Origin of the sequence: Amphritea balenae (genome assembly GCF_003858655.1) — a bacterium.
In the GTDB taxonomy this organism is placed as follows: domain Bacteria; phylum Pseudomonadota; class Gammaproteobacteria; order Pseudomonadales; family Balneatricaceae; genus Amphritea; species Amphritea balenae.
Map to the genome: position 1 here is coordinate 540747 of NZ_RQXV01000001.1, position 17540 is coordinate 558286.

The window sequence follows — 17540 nt, forward strand, 5'->3', positions numbered from 1 at the left end:
TACAGTGTAAGTTGATCGTTCATTAGTGATGCTTGGCTCCATTTTCCGCCTTCGGCGGGTTAAGACTTTTGGGCGCCCAAAAGCCTTAACAATCCAAAACCGCCCCTACTGCTGGGTCGCTTCGCGACTCCCCTGCGCGTTTCATAAATCAATAGGTGCTGCGGAACTCACGGGCTCCGCCCGCTCAAACAGTCCTCGCACTTATCTATTGATTCATTCCAATGCTCGGCTGTACAGAAAGGGGGAGTATTAGTCCGTGCCAGCTAAAAGATCACAATTTTACTCTAACCCCATTTTTTTTGTTTCTTAGTAACACGTTACTCGGAAAACAATGAGGGAACAGGCAAATTTCTTGAGCAGAAACCAACGACTCTGATCCCTTGATTACGCGGGATTGAAACATGCCTGTCCTACCTCGCTAATTTTAGCGATTTTTAAACGCTTTGTTAGCAGTTTTAAAGTGGATTGCTATCACTCTTACCACTCCGAGCTATCCAAACAAGGTACTCAACACCTAAGTTCGTAATATGAATTTGTTCTTCGTGTCGAACTATCAAATGCCGCTCATACAGGAAATTCAAGTATTTGTCGTCGGGCCAGTTGCCAAGGTTGTTTGAAAAAAGCTCTTTGGCATGTGCTATGTGATCTAAAACAAAGTCAACGCTTCGCCCTTGGCCAACGGACTCATTTAATTTTTTAAGTAGATAGATCTGACTTCCGAATATTAAGGTGTGTATTTGTTCGAAATTTAGGAGTAACTGCGTCCCTGCTAAATGCCTTGTTAATACTTTTTCAGTATCACTGTCGTAACTTAGATTTTTCACCTTAAGGTCATGTTTGATGCGCTCTTCTAGATCGGTAATGACTATTGTGTTTTGTACCACGTTTAGCAGCTCTGAGACTGCTTCTGAATTTTGTTTCTCAAGTTGTATTTCAGGAGCAGATTCAGTGCTTACACCATCCCTGCCAATTTTCCTGATTCGAGGAATAAGAATACAAATAGGTTTTCTAAATAGAAATATGAAAACCACAGAGAAAACAAACAAGAGCTGTTCCCAAGTGATTGCGTTTAGTAATCCAGATGCTTCTGCCATGTCTCTCCTTAACTGCTAACGCCGCCAGCAGGGGCCGAAAAACCAGAGCGAAGCGGCGGTTTTTTGGTCCCTCTGGCTGGCTTTGTTAGGCATTTTGCTCGCGACGTTTTTGACGACGCAACTGAGCTTCTTTTAATCTCTCTGGCTCGGTATAAATGCGCTCTAGTAGCAGAAAGGTAAAATCCAATAAATCTTCTGCATCCTCGGCTGTTAATGTTCCCTGATGCGCACCATCATTGCCATCCTCTCTCACACAAGTAGAGATGTCTTCTAATGCATGTGGAAGCAAGTTGTTTTTAAATAGCCACGGTAGCCTTAGGCCAAGGTCTCTTCTTGTTCGATAATTTAAACCTTCTGCTTCACCTTCAGGCAATAGTGTTCGAGTTATTAAATCAATGCACAATCTGAACATCGTTCCAGCGGCATTATTGCAGCCAACGGTAATGCAGGTTGCACCCTCGCGGAATACTGCTTCAATATCAGGAGGTATAAATTCGGGTGGGGCATAGGCTGCTTTGTCTTTTAAGCTAATAACACCCTTAACATCAACAAAACGGTTTACAGCACCTTCAATCTTTACCAAGCCGGTTTTGTGGACGTACTTATAGTCACCATGAACACTCTCAGAAAGAACAAATACTGTTGAACGCCGACACTGCCTACAGATGCAAAAAGCTTCGTACCAATTTTGCCAGTCATATTCAATTCGTGTCTTAATCGCACTGATTAGATCGAAGGTGATTTTGTTTGCCCCACATCGTGGGCAGTCATTCACTAATTCTGACATCTGTGTTTAATACTCCGTTCTGTACGAGTGCCTAACAACTTTAATATTATGCCCTTGCAAGGCCCGGAAGCTTGTAAGCTTACTCACCTTGTAAGGTATCAACCGGCTATCGGTAAAATTCTGAGAAAATCTAAGAAGAAGCTACTACATTCTCGTCCGCTGAAAATGAGCTGGCTCATTTGATCAGTTGCGCGGTGGTGCCGCGCGGTTCCATAGATTAAATATGCCCGATAAATCATAGGGGTACAATTGATCTATATTGGTAATTACTCATTCTGACTACTGAACTACAAGCTGGCACAGACTAATACTCCCCTTCTGTGCAGCCGAGCATTGCAACTGATTAATGGATAAGGGTGAGGACTGTCTGAGAGCGCGAAGCGGTCGAGTTCCGCAGCCCCCATTAAACAGTGAAACGCGCAGGGAAGTCGCGAAGCGACCAAGCAGTGGGCGACGGCTTTAGATTGTTAAGACCTTTGCCGTTCAAAGGGCTTGACCCGCTCAGCGAGAGCGGAACAGGGAGATAAGGCGTACTACGACAATCAAATATACACAAAACCATAACGACTAAAGGCCTTGGCCGCTCAGCGAGAGCGGAACGAGAAGGTAAGCTGCAGTACGACAATCAAAAATATACAAAACCATAGCGACTAAAGGCCTTGGCCGCTCAGCGAGAGCGGAACGAGAAGGTAAGCTGCAGTACGACAATCAAAAATATACAAAACCATAGCGACTAAAGACCTTGGCCCGCTCAGCGAGAGCGGAACAGGATGATAAGGCGTACTACGACAATCAAAAAGACACAAAACCATAGCGGTACAAGGAAGTAGGCGTAATCACCCAAAGCCCCCCTGTCTTTAAAATAATAAGGCTCAGCAAGAGCAGAACAAAAATTCAAAAAGTACTTCGATTATCAACTAAGAGCGATCGCGAAGTCGCTATCACCCTCGCTACACCAGCCCTAATTCAAAACAACAACTTTATCCCCTCTATTTATCTACCTACGCTTAACCAAGTAAAATAATCAAAAAACCAACCCTGTGAGCCTACCAATGCAACTGAGCGCTTTTACTCCAGATCACGCTGAAGAAGTAATCAAACTATTCACTTCTGTATTTTCTGATTCAGAAGGGAAAGATGAAGGTGCGGTTATCGGTGCTTTAGTCAGGGAAATGATCAACTCCACACCTCCTGAAGAGCTGCAGGGGTTTATGGCCAAAGAGGATAACCAGACTATCGGTGCGATCTTCTACTCCCGCTTTACCCTGCCCAGCAACAAGGTTGCATTTATTCTGTCACCGGTTGCCGTATCAACAGGAGTACAAGGCAAAGGAGTAGGCCAGCAGTTAATTCGCTTTGGTATTAAAGCAATGAAAGCTCAGGGAGTTGAAATACTACTGACCTATGGCGATCCCAACTACTACAGCAAAACCGGTTTTCAACAAATCACTGAAACGCTGATCCCCGCTCCACTAGAGCTGAGCTTTCCTCACGGCTGGCTGGCACAGTCACTAACCGGGAAAGAGATAACACCCGAGGTTGGGAATACGAGCTGTGTATCAGCACTTAACCATCAAAAATACTGGTAAGTCCTAATACCTTTGCTGGGCATCGCTTAGTGCTTTTTTAAGGACATTGCCCCACCAATAAAACGGACTTACGTTATGAGCTTTCTCCAAAGATATTAAGAAGGCTCTTCCTGGCTATTACCCTTAAAAAACTTTTAAAGCATTCTCACCACGGAGGACACTGAGAACACAGAGGTAAAAATCTCAAATGATAAAAGCTATTACATGAAAGCCCTTACCCATATTGTTTTCTTTTGACCTTCTCAGTGATCTCTGTGCCCTTAGCATGCCCCTTGGGTACAGTGGTAAATAGCTTTTATCTGCCCAAAGTCGCGCAGCGACATCTGGCTACTGTCGAAGACGCTTTACCAAGGCAGAACCTCGCCATTGGAATGCCAGAACGTCCCACTATTCTCAAGATTAAGCTCATCAATCCGCTGAGAAAGCCGCTCTGCTGCCTGATCAGGCGTAATATCCCCATGCCCACCAATCATCTCAGTACCCACCAGCCCCGGATGCAAAAGCGCTACCGCAACGCCGCGCGGCTTAAGATCATGGGATAACGACATACCGGCAATATTCAGCGCCGCTTTGGACATCCGATAGCCATATCGACCACCGCTGGTATTGTCAGTAACCGACCCCATACGACTGGTAATCAACGCAACCTTGGCATCAGAAGAGAGGTTGTCCATCAGCGTTTCAGTTACCTGTAGGGGTGCCAGCGCATTAGTTTCAAACTGCTGACGAATCGAGCCCGGGGAGATACTACCCAGCACCTCATTGCGCAGAATACCGGCGTTATTGATCAGCAGATCGATGCTTACACCATGCAAAGCTGAATCCAGACGGTCGATACCTTCCTGCAGCGTCACATCAACATCATCAATAACATTCACACCCAGATTGCAAAGTTCTTCTGAAGCCTGTCGGCAAACCCCATAAACCTCATAGCCCTGGCCCTTATACAAGCGAGCAAAAGATAAACCGATACCCCGGCTTGCCCCGGTGATTACAACAGTTTTAGACATAGCAAAGACCCTCAGTATATTCAGTTCCGTTCCTGTATAGGTTGGGATAGATCGTCCCTTTTCAACCAGCTTATAAGCTATGTTTTTATCCTGAAAGAGTAAAACGTTTTCGGGTAAGCGACTAAACCTGATCTGGCCAACTTAACCTGTGCAACTTATTCTGTACAACTTAATCTGTACAACAATCAGACGAGCAAACTTTTGTTTTACGGCCTGAGCATAACGCGAAAAAGCCTGGGGTTTTTGTTCGTGTTATGCTCATCCTATGTGCGGATTTTTTGAGTTCAATAACAACTCCCCCCTCGCTGATGAATTAATTGAAGCGCTGGATATCGATGAGCAAACCCCAATGTTCAGAGCGAATATGGGCGCAGGGCCAGCCTCATCGGTGGACATAATCGTACAAAGCGGTAGTGATCGGATCGTCGTTCCGGCGGTCTGGTGGTTATTGTTAGACCCTCAAACACTCAAGCCATCCCGCTATACCTCCTTCAACACCCGTTCGGATAAGCTCAATGTAAGGAGCTCGGCAGGCTTTATCCCTTACAGGCATAACCGCTGCATCATTCCCGCAACGGCTGTTATTGAGGGAGAAGGCGCTAAGGGATCACGCCGTTACCACAGCATAAAACCACAGCACTGCGCCTTTGCCATGGGCGGCTTATATCGACAATGGATAAACAAAGTGACCGGTGAGCAGGCTACATCCTGCTCGGTGATCACCCTGCCGCCGCACCCTAAGTGGCAAACGATCCACAGCCAGTCGACGCCACTGTTTTTACCTCATGCAGACAAAGCGATCATTCAGCAATGGCTTGATCCTGATGTCACCAATGTAGAAGTCTTCAATCAGTTACTCACACCAAGCTTTCACGATCAGTTGATCGCCACTCCAATCGACCGCCCTTCTACGCGAAATCCTACAGGAAGCACTTTTCAGCTATGAAAAAAGGAGCCAAAGGCTCCTTAATATTCTAACCTTGAGAACAAAGCTTCTCTTTGTGATCGACTAGTCTTAGCAGCAACTTCCCGCTTTAAGGACATCATCTGAAGATGTTCCACAGCAGTCCTGCCCCGCCCCTAAGTACGTTTCATCAGACAGATAAAAGTCTGAAAACTTTTGTTCAAAATCTGTAGCAACCGATTTTTCTGCCAATCCGGTCGCCATTAACGCCTGTTGCCAGGCCTGCACTTTAGGAAAGCCTTCCAGCAGATCGAAACCAGTACGACAGCGGATAATATCGGCGCGATGCAGCAACGGCAGCCAGGCCATATCCACGTTACTCACATGTTTACCTTTGAAGAATGCCCCTTGCTCTACATTTGAGAGTTGCAGTTCAGCCTTAGCAAAGGCTTTACCCAGCTTACCGCTGCGTTCCAACAGCGTCTCTTTATCTGCGCTACGCAGCGTACTGCACTGAACTAGATAGTGTTTAGCGGCCTGATAACTCCAGGCACGATCCAGAGCTCGCTGTTCAGGAGTAACCTCTGACTCCAGCGGAGCAGCGATATCATCCAGGTATTCAGCGATAGCATCAGACTCAAATAACGCGATACCCGATTCACTGATCAGGACCGGAACCTGACCGGTTGGCGATATAGCCATAAACCAGTCCGGCTTATCGCTGAGGCTGATATATTCGATCTCATAGGTAAGGCCTTTAGCTTCCAGGATAGCGGTAATGCGCTGAACAAAAGGGCAAATTTTAAAACTGATTACTTTGATCATCTCTGATTCTCATCTTGTTAACTGATACCTCTAAGACGACACAGCGATCCAGAAGACGAGCCATTGACGAAAAAAGTAAATTAATTCGTATGCAAACTATTTTTATTCCTGTACAAACTACATTAGTTCGCATGCAAACTAAAAACCATCTTACAGGTAATATTAAACAAGCTATGGATAACCGACTCTTCTTTCTGATCAATATGGTCCAGCGCCGGATGTTTAACTATGCCGATAAGGCCTGCGAGGAGCAGCTCAACGCATCGGTTTCTCAGATGTCCGCTCTGCTGTATATCGCACAGCATCCAGGCTGTTTTCAGAAAGAGATTGCTGCAGCACTGGCGCTTAATAAACCTGCGGTAACCGGCTTACTGGGGAGAATGGAGAGTAACGGACTGATTCAGCGAACCCCCAGTACAGAAGATGCCCGTGCAATGTGTCTCTACCCAACCGAAAGCGGCAACGCAAAGGTCGAGGCAATTAAGCCGATGATTACCGATCTTAATTTGCTAATCGCAGAGGGCTTCAGCGATGCTGAGATCAAGGTAGTACTGCGGTTTCTCAACACCATGATGCAACGATTCTGAAACAACCGTTTTAGCAGAGACTCTCTATGACCAACACAACTCATGCTGTGCCGATCCATACTTTGACAACTCATTCCTTGATAACCAAGGCAGGCCATTCGATTACCGCCCGTGTATTTGAGAGCATCGGTGAAAATAAGGGCGTTGTGATTATTGCTCCGGCCACAGGGGTTGCGCAGTACCTATACGATGACTTTGCAATCTGGCTAACCGAACAACAGTTCACTGCAATAACTTTCGATTATGAAGGTATCGGCTTATCTGTAAATCGCCATGTAAAGTACAGTAAAAGCGATAAACTAAGCTGGGCAACACATGATTGTGCTGCTGTACTCGATTTTGCCGAACAGAATTACCCTGATCAGAAACGGACCTGGATAGGTCACAGTGTTGGTGGCCATATGCTGGGTATGATGGATAACACCGATAGAATTGATCAGGCGATCACGGTCGCTGCCGGAACAGGCACCTGGTGGTTCAACGCCCCGCCAACCCGTCGTATCGCCTGGCTGTTCTGGTACTTTATTGTGCCCGTGGCAGTGCCCTTGTACGGTTACTTCCCAGGCAAAAAACTGCGTTTTATGTGTGACATGCCCAAAGGAGTAGTGATGCAATGGCGACGTTGGTGCCTGAAGCGGGATTATGCGGTTGGTTATGAAGGCGAATGGTTACGACAACGCTTCGCCCGGGTCACTATGCCTATTACGGCTCTGCAGTTCAGCGACGATGAAATGATGTCCGCCAGGAATATCGAAATGCTGCATCAGTTTTTTACCCAGGCTCCCCAAACCAGGCTTGAGATAAAACCTTCGGATGTCGGTCAGAAACGAATCGGCCATATCGGCTGGCACCGGGCCAGATATCGGGTGCTGTGGGAAAAATATATTCTTAATGCACTACAGACTGATACAGAGATCAACACTAAATCACACCTTACTGCTAACAATCATTGCAGCGGGACTGCTTAGGGTCACAACCCATCAGATTCCCCCTGCTATCCAGTTCAAAACTGCAACATTGTTCAAACAAACCACGTAATTCCTGCCGCCCTTTCTGCACTCGCGATTTAAGGGTTGAGTAACTGATATCCAGCTCTTCTGCCAACTGTTTCTGCGAACGGCCCTGCAAATCTATCGCCATTAAAAGTTCAGATGTCTGAGCAGGTAGTGCCTGAATGAAAGGTACAACACAGTTTGCGAGGCCCTGCATGAATTCCGGTTCACTCTGTTCATTCAACCACAGATCATCTGCGACCAGTTGCTGCTCGCGTCCTTGTTTGCGGGCTCGCGAACGGTAAAAATCAATAATGACATTATTAGCAATGCTAAACAGCCAGGCTTTAATGCTTGAAGCCTCTTTAAGGGTGTGGATATTGTTATGGGTGCGAATAAGGATTTCCTGTAACAGATCATCCACATCATCCCTCCCCGCTACTTTCGATAGCAGGAAAGCCTTAAGTGCAGTTCTATATTCCTGCCAAACAGTTTCAAGCATGAATCAGCCTCAGTTTTAAGTTACTACTACAGTATGACTATAAGACGAATACATTTATAAAAAGACGAAAACGGTTAAATTTTGACCAGAAATTAGCTAATTCAGAATCTCTTCCTATACTGCCTTGTCACCTAAACAGATAAATCCCGAGCATTACCATGAAAGCCTTGCGTCAACGTAACCGGCCTAAAGCGCCCGCCGCCCATGAAACTCACGATTCAATCCGCCAGCAAACCGAACAGTTTTTGCAACAGGGAGGGCGAATCACTCAGCTACCTTCAGGCTACAGCGGTATTCCGCGAATGCAGGGGCCGCAGCAAATTATAGGAAAAAAACTGCTGCTTTAATCTGTACCTGTTCCACGCTTAAGGAAGGTTTTGCGGTCAATCCCCCGGTGTCGGGCAAGCATAGCTTCTACTCGTTCAGGATCCAGTGGGTCATTACCCTGCAGGTAAAGCTCGATATGCTCCAGCTGATCATTCCCCCAGAACAGCTCATCGTCGATAATAAACGCCGGCACACCAAATACATCACAACTAATCGCCTGGCTGGTTTCTTCCTGCAGCAGAGCCTTGATGTCAGCACGTTCAATTGCGGCCAGCATAGCGACGCTATCGAGCCCCAGGTTATCCAGAATACCAGCCAGAGTGTCCCGACAGGAAAGGTCAGCTCCCTTTGACCAGCCCGCCTCAAAAATTGCGCTAATAACCGCATGCTGTTCTGCACCACTAACCTTCTGCAACGACAGGCGCAATGCGGGTAATGGATTATAGGGGTGGCAGGCCGGGGGATTGAATTCAAATCCATGCAGTTTTGCGTAGCGATCACAGTACTTATACAGCGCTGTTTTTTTCGGCGGGACCTCGGCCGGGCCAAGCTGACCCCAGTGGTCTAGCAGCTTACCGAACACCACTGGATGAGCATTAAGTACAATATCGTAGCGTTCACATAGCGTATGGATTTTACGCCAGCTAAAGTAGGCATAGGGAGAGATATAATCGAAATAAAAATTCAGACTACGGGGAGACATTGTTTGTCCTCAGTATCAAACTGGCATGGCCACAGTCTGACACTGAGGGCTTAAGGTTGTCTATAGAGGCGTAAGGGACTTGTACTCACCCTCCCTAACTATTACTCACCGAGTTTTTCCAGTAGATCAGCTACTTTTGTTTCTAGTTCAGCAATACGCTGTTCCATCGATTCAATCACATCATTGCTGACACTCTGACGCGCAACCGGAGCACTGTAATCTGAAGGATCTGCCGCTTCGACTTCACCACTGAACAGGTGAGCATACCGGGATTCCCGTTTACCAGGTTCACGAGGCATACGGACCACCAGGGGAAAATCTTCTCGCTCGGCCATCTTTTGCAGCACGGCTTCCACTTCATGTACATCGGTAAAACTACAGAGCCGGTTAGTACGGCTGCGTAATTCACCCGGTGTCTGAGGTCCCCGCAGGAACAAAACACAAACGATAGCCAGTTCCTGTTCACTCAGCTGAAGCTCAGAAAATTCGGTATTACAGAAACGGTGTTTAAACTTAGACACCCGGCTACCAAAGCCGCTTTCATCCCGGACCAGATGTTTCTTATTCAGCTCATCCAGAACGTCCTGAACCTCAGATTCTGATAGCCCCATAACAGGCTCGCGGTTACTTTTCTGATTACAGGCACTGGTAAGGGAGTTAAGGGTCAGGGGATATTGATCCGGTGTGGTTTTCTCTTTTTCAATCAGACAACCTAGCACCCGGGTTTGCGTGAGGCTCAGATCCATTTCCATTATAACTCCCCAGATATTAACAACTTAAATACATATCATCTTAGGGTTTTAGTTTAGATGGCTGACCTGTTCACTGGCAACATGTTATTCGACTAAATTATTCCGCGAAGAGCGAGCCAATATCTACATCTTCAAAAACCGGGCACACAGACACCCTTTCACCGCCCTTTAATATGTGATCCAGATCGACAGAATCACCGTCCACGAGTATCAGGCCTATTGCATCAAACGGAATACCTATCTCTGCAATCAGCTCCTTAATTCTTAACTTATCCATCAATTGCCAGTTAAGGGTGGTAAAACGATGTTGAAACGCCAAGAAGTCATTCAGACCGTCGTAAAAACGTAAATAGACTGGTTCAGAGGGCATAGCGGACGAGGAAAAACTAACTGCAGGATTTAGATTATACATAGTAGTATCAGGACACTCCGACATATCTTTGTCCGGCGATACTCTCCCTGTACAGCCACTTAAGTTCTTTATTAGGATTGTTTAAATGTCTTTGATTAGGTTAACCTCAGAGGCTGAAGTAGTGTATAGGTCAGATGACCTATGAAGTCGCTGAAGATCACCATGTTCAGTGAGTCGTATTGTGAACAAGGAACTATCTGCTTTTATACTTTTGCTGCATCGGACAGCGCAACAGCTCCCCCCCTATCAGTTCCGGGACTGGCTGTTCCAGCAATGCCAGAGTCGTTTCGGTATCGCCGCCCTGTATTGGCGGGAGGGTGACAAAGCCAGGATGATGAGCTTTGATGACAGCTATTTAATGAACAGCTCTAAAATTGAGCTGCTTAAGCTGCCAGATGATCAATCCAGCTGCGATCATAAGCAAAACATCAGCACCGCTGAAACTGATTCCAGTATCACCGGCTCAGCTGACCTGGTCCTCTGTGAGCGTCAGCACAGACTCACTCTGGCCGCTGAAAAGCCATTTGACAGTCAGACCCGCGCGGCGATCATTACGCTGATCCCGCATATGGTTGAAGCCTATGACACTTCTCACCTGGCCTACTTTTCAAAAATACAGGACAGCGATCATTTTGCCCTGCTAACAGCCAGCGGTACGATTAAACATTGCAGCAAACATACCCGGGACAGGCTGCAACAGTTACAACAAAAAATTCAGCTTAGCTCTTCTAACATCCCTTTTCTGATGAAATATAAGGTTCTGAGGGACAACAACCAGTTTCTACGAACCGTTGGTGCGTTTCAGGATGATATTCTGATCAATATCGGGATAACACCAGCACGACTACTCTCGCTGACACCGGTAGAGTTTGCGGTCTCTTTTCATTACGCCCGCGGCCTCTCTTATAAAGAGGTCGCCAAAGTGACCAATTCCTCCCCTTCCACGGTGAATAATCACCTGAACAGTATTTTTGAAAAGCTAAAACTGAATAACAAAAACCAATTATCTCTCGAGTTTCTTTGACCTATGAATAGTAAAACTAAGCAGGCAGAACAACTGATCGAGCGCTTATACACACAAGCTAAACAGATCTCACCTGCTCTCTTTCAGGAGTGGGCTATGGAAGAAGCCAGCAAGATCGTTGCCTTTGATTCCGGGATCTGGGGTGATGGTGTTGGTGCTACAAAAATCCACTCTCTGTTTCTGTATAAGCAGTCCCCTGAGATGGTGGACAACTACGGCAAACTGCTAATGTCCGGATTAGCAGATGAATTGACTATACATATAATCAATAATCTCGGCACTGCAGTTGCACAACAGGATTTTTACTCCGACTGGCACAGTACCGAGTGGTACCAGCGCCATTGCAAACAATTTTCTATGGAACATAGTTGTGCCATGGCTTTCTATAAGCCAAAACTCCAGCTCTTTACCTCAGTTGCTTATTACCGGGCTGACCCTGCCCGACCATTCACAGAAGAAGATAAACGACTCAAAGAGATCATCGATCCCCATCTGCGGGAAAGCTATGAGCTCTGCCTGTTATTCAATCTGTATAAAGATAACAATGACATCGCAAACAGCTGGGAGCAGCAGTCAATCGCCTTAACCGACGATGAAGGATATATCTACTACTGCAACGAAAACTTTATACAGTATCTGCAAACATCTGATATCGCTCGAAATGCGGTCATTCATCCCAACCTCTGGAAGAAATTTAAAAACCAGCGGCAACTTAGCATTGACCAAACCCATATCAGCTTAACCCGAATCGAAAATAATCAGTGGTTGATCAGTCTGCAACCGATCGATAATACCCGGCAGCTGACAGATACCGAGCAGTTAATCGCAGAGGATCTGGCTACCGGGATGAGCTATAAGGAGATCGCCAGAGAACGTAACCGGTCAGTGTCTACGATAAAAAATCAGGCCTATACGATCTATAAAAAACTCCAGATCAAAGGTAAAGACGAATTGACACAAGTGATTAAACCTAAAGAGGCTGGTTGATGGAAAATATGCAGAATCAGATAGAAACCCTGATAGCTCAACTCTATAGCCAGGCAAAGTTGATGTCTCCACCTGAATTTCAGGCCTGGGCGATGACAGAAACAGCAGAGCTTTTAGAGTTCGATTCAGGTTTTTGGACTGACGGTATTCCGCCTCTGAATTTTGTATCTCTCTACCTTTTTAATCAGCCATACGAAATGATCGAAAGCTATACCAGGGTACTGGAAACAGGTGCTCAGGACATACTTGCTGCTAAAACGAATGAGAATCTGGGACAGGCGGTGATCCTTTCTGAAATAGTATATCCGAACCTCCTCGATCCAAATTTCAAATCTCACTGTTTAAAATATGGAATCCTTCAGGCAATTTCACTCGGTTTTGAAAGACCCGGCACTCAGTTATTTACCTATATAACCTGGTATCGCAATGACCTGAATCGACCTTTCAACCATCAGGATAAGCTGATCAAGCAGATGCTTGATCCTCACATCAGAGAAAGCTATGAGATCTGTTTACTACTCCATATTCAGAAGGAGGTTGGTATAACCTCGGATACATCTTCCCACGCCTTTGCAATTTGTAACGACACCGGCAACATTATCTACTGCAATAACCGTTTCATTCTCGATGCCCGACTGGAAAATGGCATAATCAATGGCTTTCAAGTCGCCCCCGATACCTGGAAAAAATTACTAAGCAACGAACACGCAACCATCAACATCGACGAATTGCACCTCTATAAGATCGATGACGACCATTACCTGGTCGAAATCAGAACAGAGCAAAACCCACTGGCAGTCCTGACTGAAAGAGAGCAGGAGATCGCTATAAAGCTGGCACTGGGGGATAGCTATAAGAAAATTGCTCTGGCACTGGCACGATCACCCTCAACCATCCAGAATCAGGCTACGTCCATCTATAAAAAAATGAATATCTCTGGCAAGCATGAACTGACGATGTTGCTGCAACCAACGACGCAGGCTAAAGAGTTATCCGATTAGATCATTTATCCACTCCTGAACTCTGCTGTAATGACTGCCGCGCCAGTAGACACGCTTACAATCGGGGCATTGCCAGTACTTGTTGCTATATTTCAGTGTGTCTTCAGGTATCCGGGAAACAATCGCCCCCTTATCTACTTCCTGCAGAATCCCGTTACAGTGGGAGCAGCGGATAAAAGGCTGGCACTGCTTCTGTAACTGAAGCCGCTCAACCAGCTCCCTGACCTGCTGCCGGGGATCATCGCTACGTACCCAATAGCCATGACTCACTGCCCCATGCTTTAGTACCCCAAGATCCCGGGTCAGAATAATACGTCGCTCCGCTACCGAGATATCCACCAGCTCGTTATCACCGAAGTCATTGCGGTATAGCGTGTCAAAACCCAGCAACCGGAGCTTGCGGGCCAGGGTCCCCAGATTTACATCCACAACAAATTTAGTCTCCCTTAGCGGCTTTGGACGTAACCTGATCAAAGGGGTGATATCAAAGGCTTCAAATTGTGGATATACCGCCACCCTTTCACCGCCCTGCATCGGATAATTGAACTCCACTGATGCGCCATTTACCAGGATCAGATCGATCTCACAATGGGGTACTCCGATCGCTTCAATACAGTCTTTCACTGTGGGCCAGCCAATAAAGGACCAATCAAAAGTTAGCTTACGTTTATCCCGGGGTAGAAAATCATTCAGTTCTTCATAAAATCGGAAACTGGCGGTATGAGTCACGGGGGCATGGGGATCATTATTCATATATGAAGTATAGATAGACCCGTTAGCCAACAAAATTCGAAACAGTACTCAAGCAGTATTTACCTCTTTGAAAACATAAGTCACTCTCGATAAAAAACTGTTAGAGGATCGCTGTTATATGGATATTCAGACAACAAACGTTAATGGAATCTATATTGGCCAGCTAAGAACAATTGGCCCGGACCAGGCGCCGACCGGGATCTATAAGGCATTTTCCGACCAGCGCCACCGAATAGAAACCGAGGGCCTGGTGGATGATCTACAGGCAGACAGAAGAGTGCACGGAGGCCTCGAAAAAGCGATCTATCACTACCCTGCCGAACACTACGCTCTGCTACAGGAAGCCCTGCCCCATCTGGCTGAGCAGTTTGTTCCCGGCGCCGTTGGAGAGAACATTTCTACTCTCGGGCTGACCGATGAAACCGTACATATAGGCGATATATTCAAGCTAGGCACCGCTGTGGTTCAGGTATCCCAGCCCCGCCGTCCCTGTTGGAAGATCAACCACAAGTTTGGCAATAGTCATATGGCAGCCCTTATTATGTCTCAGGCTATCTCTGGCTGGTACTACCGGGTGCTGGAGTGTGGAGAGATTCAGGTGGGTGATCAAATTGAATTTGTTGAGCGGCTGGATAACAGTGTATCCGTCGCAGAGATCTGGCAGATATTCCTACAACGGTTGGAGCGTGGTGAAAACCAGACCCGGCTGCCACCTAAGATTATCGGCTTATCAACCGAGTGGACCTTTAGCTAGCGCTTACCAGTTGAATTAAATCAGCCCAGGGCCCGACACAAAAAAACCCGGCAAAAGCCGGGTTTTTTATCTTCAACTCAACGCTTAACGCTCGTCGAAATCCACTACAACAGTGTCGGAAATTGGGTGTGCCTGACAGCTCAGGATATAACCCGCTTCGATCTCATGTTTCTCGAGGCCGTGAGAGATATCCATGTCGACTTCACCTTCTACCAACTTACACTTACAGGTAGAACATACGCCAGCTTTACAGGAGTATGGCAGATCCAGACCATTGTTCATGCCCGCATCAAGGATGTTCTCACCAACAGCAGCCAGATCAAACATCACCGCACGGCCATCAGCCTTAACCGTCACCTTAGACATCTTCTCTTCGCCAAACTGCTCTTTACGGGCAGCGGCTTTTTCCAGCATCTCTTTCGAGTCTTCAGAAGAGTTAGCAAACAGTTCATAATGGATCTGATCATCCGTCAGGCCTTCCAGACGGAAGCCCCGGGATACTTCAGACATCATCGACTCAGGGCCACAGATAAAGGCTTCATCAACTTCTTTAATGTTGATCAGACCCGCTTTCTGTAGCGCGTAACCTTTAGCATTATCGATACGGCCATTAAGCAGATCAGCACCCTGATCTTCATAGTCCATCACGTTGATCCACTTAAAGCGGTTCATGTAACGGTTCTTAACGAAGTTCAGCTCGTCTTTAAACATCACTGAGTTACTTCGGCGGTTACCGTAGATCAGGGTCACTTTAGACTCTGGCTCAGTTGACAGAACGGTCTTCAGAATCGAGATCATCGGCGTAATACCGGAACCCGCAGCAATGCACATGTAGTTCTTGCTCTGATCAGGCTTAACTTCGGTGTAGAAGCTACCCTGCGGCGGCATTACTTCGATATCCATACCCGGCTTAAAGGTTTCATTAGCAAAGTTAGAGAACTTACCGTTCATAACCCGCTTGATACCAACCCGCATATGACCATCGTTTGCACCGGAACAGATAGAGTAAGAACGACGTACGTCCTCACCATCGATCATAGCGCGCAGGGTCAGAAACTGGCCCTGGATGAACTTGAATTTATCGGCCAGTTCAGCCGGTACAGCAAAGCTCACGCAGATAGCCGTGTCCGTTTCCGGTTGTACATCAGCGATTTTAAGCGTGTAAAAATTGGTGTCAGACATGCTTCACCTGTCCTATTAATAAGACTGATCTAAGATCAGATCTTTTTAAAATAATCAAAAGGTTCACTACAGTCATCACACTGAAACAGTGCTTTACATGCAGTCGATCCAAACTCACTTACTCTGCGGGTATTACGTGAACCACAATGCGGGCATGCCGCATGGGCATCAGGCGTCAGGCCATCAGCATCCAGTTCAGCATCTTCCGGCGGCGCTATGCCATAGGCACGAAGGTTTTTACGACCTTCGGCAGACATCCACTCTGAACTCCAGGCCGGCGACAATGACGTTTTTACAGTCACATCGGCATAGCCGTTATCGTTCAGCAGTTGCGCCACATCGGTGCTGATATTGTCCATCGCCGGGCAACCGGAGTAGGTCGGCGTGATAGTGACCGTAATACGGTCACCATCACGCTGAATATCACGCAATATCCCCAGATCCCAAAGGCTCAGTACCGGGACTTCTGGATCTTTAACTGCGTCGAGCAGGTCCCATAGCTCCTTTACATCTTCAGCGTTACGTTGCTGCTGACGCTGATACTGATCTTCGGCCATCAGTGAGATTTCTTTCATAACCATTTACCACTTACAGCCCGGGTGGGAGCGGTGCACTATCTGCATCTCAGTCAGCATATGACCCAGATGTTCAGTGTGATAACCGGTACGACCACCACGAACAGCCCAGCTGTCTTCAGGTACAGTGATAGTGGCTTGAGTCAGGATATCGCTAACCATCTTCAGCCATGCATCACGCAGCTTAGAAACATCAACCGCGATACCTTCGTTTACCAGCAGTTGCTCAGTTTCATCCATATCGAACAGTTCATGGGTATAGCCCCACAGCTGATCAACGGCTTTCTGAGTACGCTTATGGCTCTCTTCAGTACCGTCACCCAGACGCAGCACCCAGTCACGGCTGCGACGCAGATGGTACTTAGTCTCTTTGATGGCTTTAGCAGCAACACCCGCCAGGGTTTCATCTTTCGACTGAAGCAGTTCAGGCAACACCAGAGTGTAGTAAACATCAGCAAACAGCTGACGCACCTGAGAGTAAGCGAAGTCACCTTTCGGCATCTCCAGTAACAACAGGTTGCGGTATTCACGGTCGTTACGCATGTACGCGAAGTCATCTTCGTCACGTCCGTCGTCTGCCAGTTCAGCAGCATAGCTGTAAAACAGACGGGCACGACCAACATAGTCCAGAGAAACGTTACCGTAGGCGATATCTTCTTCCAGGAACGGGCCGTAGCTTACCCATTCAGAAATACGGTGACCCAGTACGACGGAGTCATCACCCAGACGGGTAGCATATTCCTGAATTGCATTTTTAATTTGATCACTCATTCTCAGCTC

At 46.8% G+C, this 17540-nt stretch carries 21 protein-coding genes; 9 read left to right on the top strand and 12 right to left on the bottom strand.

The window, feature by feature from the left end; all coding sequences use genetic code 11:
• Nucleotides 1-455 precede the first annotated feature (455 nt).
• Entirely contained in the window at nucleotides 456-1094 is a 639-nt protein-coding gene (locus EHS89_RS02480; protein ID WP_124924518.1) for a hypothetical protein, read from the bottom strand.
• Between the two features lie 85 nt (nucleotides 1095-1179).
• Complete coding sequence (locus EHS89_RS02485) at nucleotides 1180-1881, bottom strand: DUF4145 domain-containing protein (protein WP_124924519.1); 702 nt, start codon at nucleotides 1879-1881, stop codon at nucleotides 1180-1182.
• Between the two features lie 1052 nt (nucleotides 1882-2933).
• Here EHS89_RS02485 and EHS89_RS02490 point away from each other — a divergent pair.
• Nucleotides 2934-3470: a GNAT family N-acetyltransferase gene (locus EHS89_RS02490; protein ID WP_124924520.1), complete on the top strand. Its 537-nt coding sequence runs from the start codon at nucleotides 2934-2936 to the stop codon at nucleotides 3468-3470.
• Nucleotides 3471-3814: 344 nt separating this feature from the next.
• Here the strand turns inward: EHS89_RS02490 and EHS89_RS02495 are convergent, their stop codons facing one another.
• Complete coding sequence (locus tag EHS89_RS02495) at nucleotides 3815-4480, bottom strand: SDR family oxidoreductase (protein ID WP_124924521.1); 666 nt, start codon at nucleotides 4478-4480, stop codon at nucleotides 3815-3817.
• Between the two features lie 265 nt (nucleotides 4481-4745).
• Between EHS89_RS02495 and EHS89_RS02500 the strand changes: the two genes are divergently transcribed.
• On the top strand, nucleotides 4746-5426 hold the full coding sequence (locus tag EHS89_RS02500) for an SOS response-associated peptidase family protein (RefSeq protein ID WP_124924522.1): 681 nt from the start codon (nucleotides 4746-4748) through the stop codon (nucleotides 5424-5426).
• 69 nt (nucleotides 5427-5495) lie between these two features.
• Here the strand turns inward: EHS89_RS02500 and EHS89_RS02505 are convergent, their stop codons facing one another.
• Complete coding sequence (locus tag EHS89_RS02505) at nucleotides 5496-6209, bottom strand: glutathione S-transferase family protein (RefSeq protein ID WP_124924523.1); 714 nt, start codon at nucleotides 6207-6209, stop codon at nucleotides 5496-5498.
• A 173-nt stretch (nucleotides 6210-6382) separates the two neighbouring features.
• Between EHS89_RS02505 and EHS89_RS02510 the strand changes: the two genes are divergently transcribed.
• Both EHS89_RS02510 and EHS89_RS02515 read left to right on the top strand, forming a co-directional pair.
• Entirely contained in the window at nucleotides 6383-6796 is a 414-nt protein-coding gene (locus EHS89_RS02510; RefSeq protein WP_124924524.1) for a MarR family winged helix-turn-helix transcriptional regulator, read from the top strand.
• A 26-nt stretch (nucleotides 6797-6822) separates the two neighbouring features.
• The gene (locus EHS89_RS02515; protein WP_124924525.1) at nucleotides 6823-7764 is read left to right on the top strand and encodes an alpha/beta hydrolase family protein; all 942 of its coding nucleotides are present in this window, start codon (nucleotides 6823-6825) and stop codon (nucleotides 7762-7764) included.
• On the opposite strand, the gene sigZ is transcribed toward EHS89_RS02515, so the two are convergent.
• Nucleotides 7736-8290: an RNA polymerase sigma factor SigZ gene (sigZ, locus tag EHS89_RS02520; RefSeq protein ID WP_124924526.1), complete on the bottom strand. Its 555-nt coding sequence runs from the start codon at nucleotides 8288-8290 to the stop codon at nucleotides 7736-7738. The two genes, EHS89_RS02515 and sigZ, sit on opposite strands and share 29 nt — an antisense overlap.
• A gap of 158 nt (nucleotides 8291-8448) precedes the next feature.
• Here sigZ and EHS89_RS02525 point away from each other — a divergent pair, with 158 nt between their 5' ends.
• A complete protein-coding gene (locus tag EHS89_RS02525) occupies nucleotides 8449-8637 on the top strand; it encodes a hypothetical protein (protein ID WP_124924527.1) in 189 nt (62 codons plus the stop codon).
• Here the strand turns inward: EHS89_RS02525 and EHS89_RS02530 are convergent.
• From EHS89_RS02530 to EHS89_RS02540, 3 genes are all read right to left on the bottom strand, one after another.
• Complete coding sequence (locus tag EHS89_RS02530) at nucleotides 8634-9320, bottom strand: 2-hydroxychromene-2-carboxylate isomerase (RefSeq protein ID WP_124924528.1); 687 nt, start codon at nucleotides 9318-9320, stop codon at nucleotides 8634-8636. The genes EHS89_RS02525 and EHS89_RS02530 overlap by 4 nt on opposite strands.
• 101 nt (nucleotides 9321-9421) lie before the next feature.
• Nucleotides 9422-10072, bottom strand: a complete 651-nt coding sequence (locus EHS89_RS02535) for a YceH family protein (protein ID WP_124924529.1) — start codon at nucleotides 10070-10072, stop codon at nucleotides 9422-9424.
• A gap of 97 nt (nucleotides 10073-10169) precedes the next feature.
• Entirely contained in the window at nucleotides 10170-10508 is a 339-nt protein-coding gene (locus EHS89_RS02540) for a ubiquitin family protein (protein WP_124924530.1), read from the bottom strand.
• 157 nt (nucleotides 10509-10665) lie between these two features.
• Between EHS89_RS02540 and EHS89_RS02545 the strand changes: the two genes are divergently transcribed.
• Genes EHS89_RS02545 through EHS89_RS02555 form a run of 3 tightly spaced genes read left to right on the top strand, consistent with a single transcriptional unit; the run spans nucleotide 10666 to nucleotide 13496 of the window.
• Entirely contained in the window at nucleotides 10666-11508 is an 843-nt protein-coding gene (locus tag EHS89_RS02545; RefSeq protein ID WP_124924531.1) for a helix-turn-helix transcriptional regulator, read from the top strand.
• Between the two features lie 3 nt (nucleotides 11509-11511).
• Entirely contained in the window at nucleotides 11512-12495 is a 984-nt protein-coding gene (locus tag EHS89_RS02550; protein WP_124924532.1) for a helix-turn-helix transcriptional regulator, read from the top strand.
• Nucleotides 12495-13496, top strand: a complete 1002-nt coding sequence (locus EHS89_RS02555) for a helix-turn-helix transcriptional regulator (protein ID WP_124924533.1) — start codon at nucleotides 12495-12497, stop codon at nucleotides 13494-13496. Before EHS89_RS02550 ends, EHS89_RS02555 begins: the two co-directional genes overlap by 1 nt.
• Here the strand turns inward: EHS89_RS02555 and EHS89_RS02560 are convergent.
• Nucleotides 13485-14249 (bottom strand): Mut7-C RNAse domain-containing protein, encoded by a 765-nt coding sequence (locus EHS89_RS02560; protein WP_124924534.1) that lies wholly within the window; start codon nucleotides 14247-14249, stop codon nucleotides 13485-13487. The genes EHS89_RS02555 and EHS89_RS02560 overlap by 12 nt on opposite strands.
• 118 nt (nucleotides 14250-14367) lie before the next feature.
• On the opposite strand from EHS89_RS02560, the gene EHS89_RS02565 reads away from it, so the two are divergent.
• Nucleotides 14368-15003, top strand: coding sequence for an MOSC domain-containing protein (locus EHS89_RS02565; RefSeq protein WP_124924535.1), 636 nt, complete (start codon nucleotides 14368-14370; stop codon nucleotides 15001-15003).
• 84 nt (nucleotides 15004-15087) lie between these two features.
• On the opposite strand, the gene paaE is transcribed toward EHS89_RS02565, so the two are convergent.
• The 3 genes from paaE to paaC are packed head-to-tail and all read right to left on the bottom strand — an operon-like array spanning nucleotide 15088 to nucleotide 17531.
• Nucleotides 15088-16185 (bottom strand): 1,2-phenylacetyl-CoA epoxidase subunit PaaE, encoded by a 1098-nt coding sequence (gene paaE / locus EHS89_RS02570; RefSeq protein ID WP_124924536.1) that lies wholly within the window; start codon nucleotides 16183-16185, stop codon nucleotides 15088-15090.
• Nucleotides 16186-16220: 35 nt separating this feature from the next.
• Nucleotides 16221-16760, bottom strand: a complete 540-nt coding sequence (gene paaD, locus EHS89_RS02575; protein WP_124924537.1) for a 1,2-phenylacetyl-CoA epoxidase subunit PaaD — start codon at nucleotides 16758-16760, stop codon at nucleotides 16221-16223.
• Between the two features lie 6 nt (nucleotides 16761-16766).
• Entirely contained in the window at nucleotides 16767-17531 is a 765-nt protein-coding gene (paaC, locus tag EHS89_RS02580; protein WP_124924538.1) for a 1,2-phenylacetyl-CoA epoxidase subunit PaaC, read from the bottom strand.
• Nucleotides 17532-17540 lie beyond the last annotated feature (9 nt).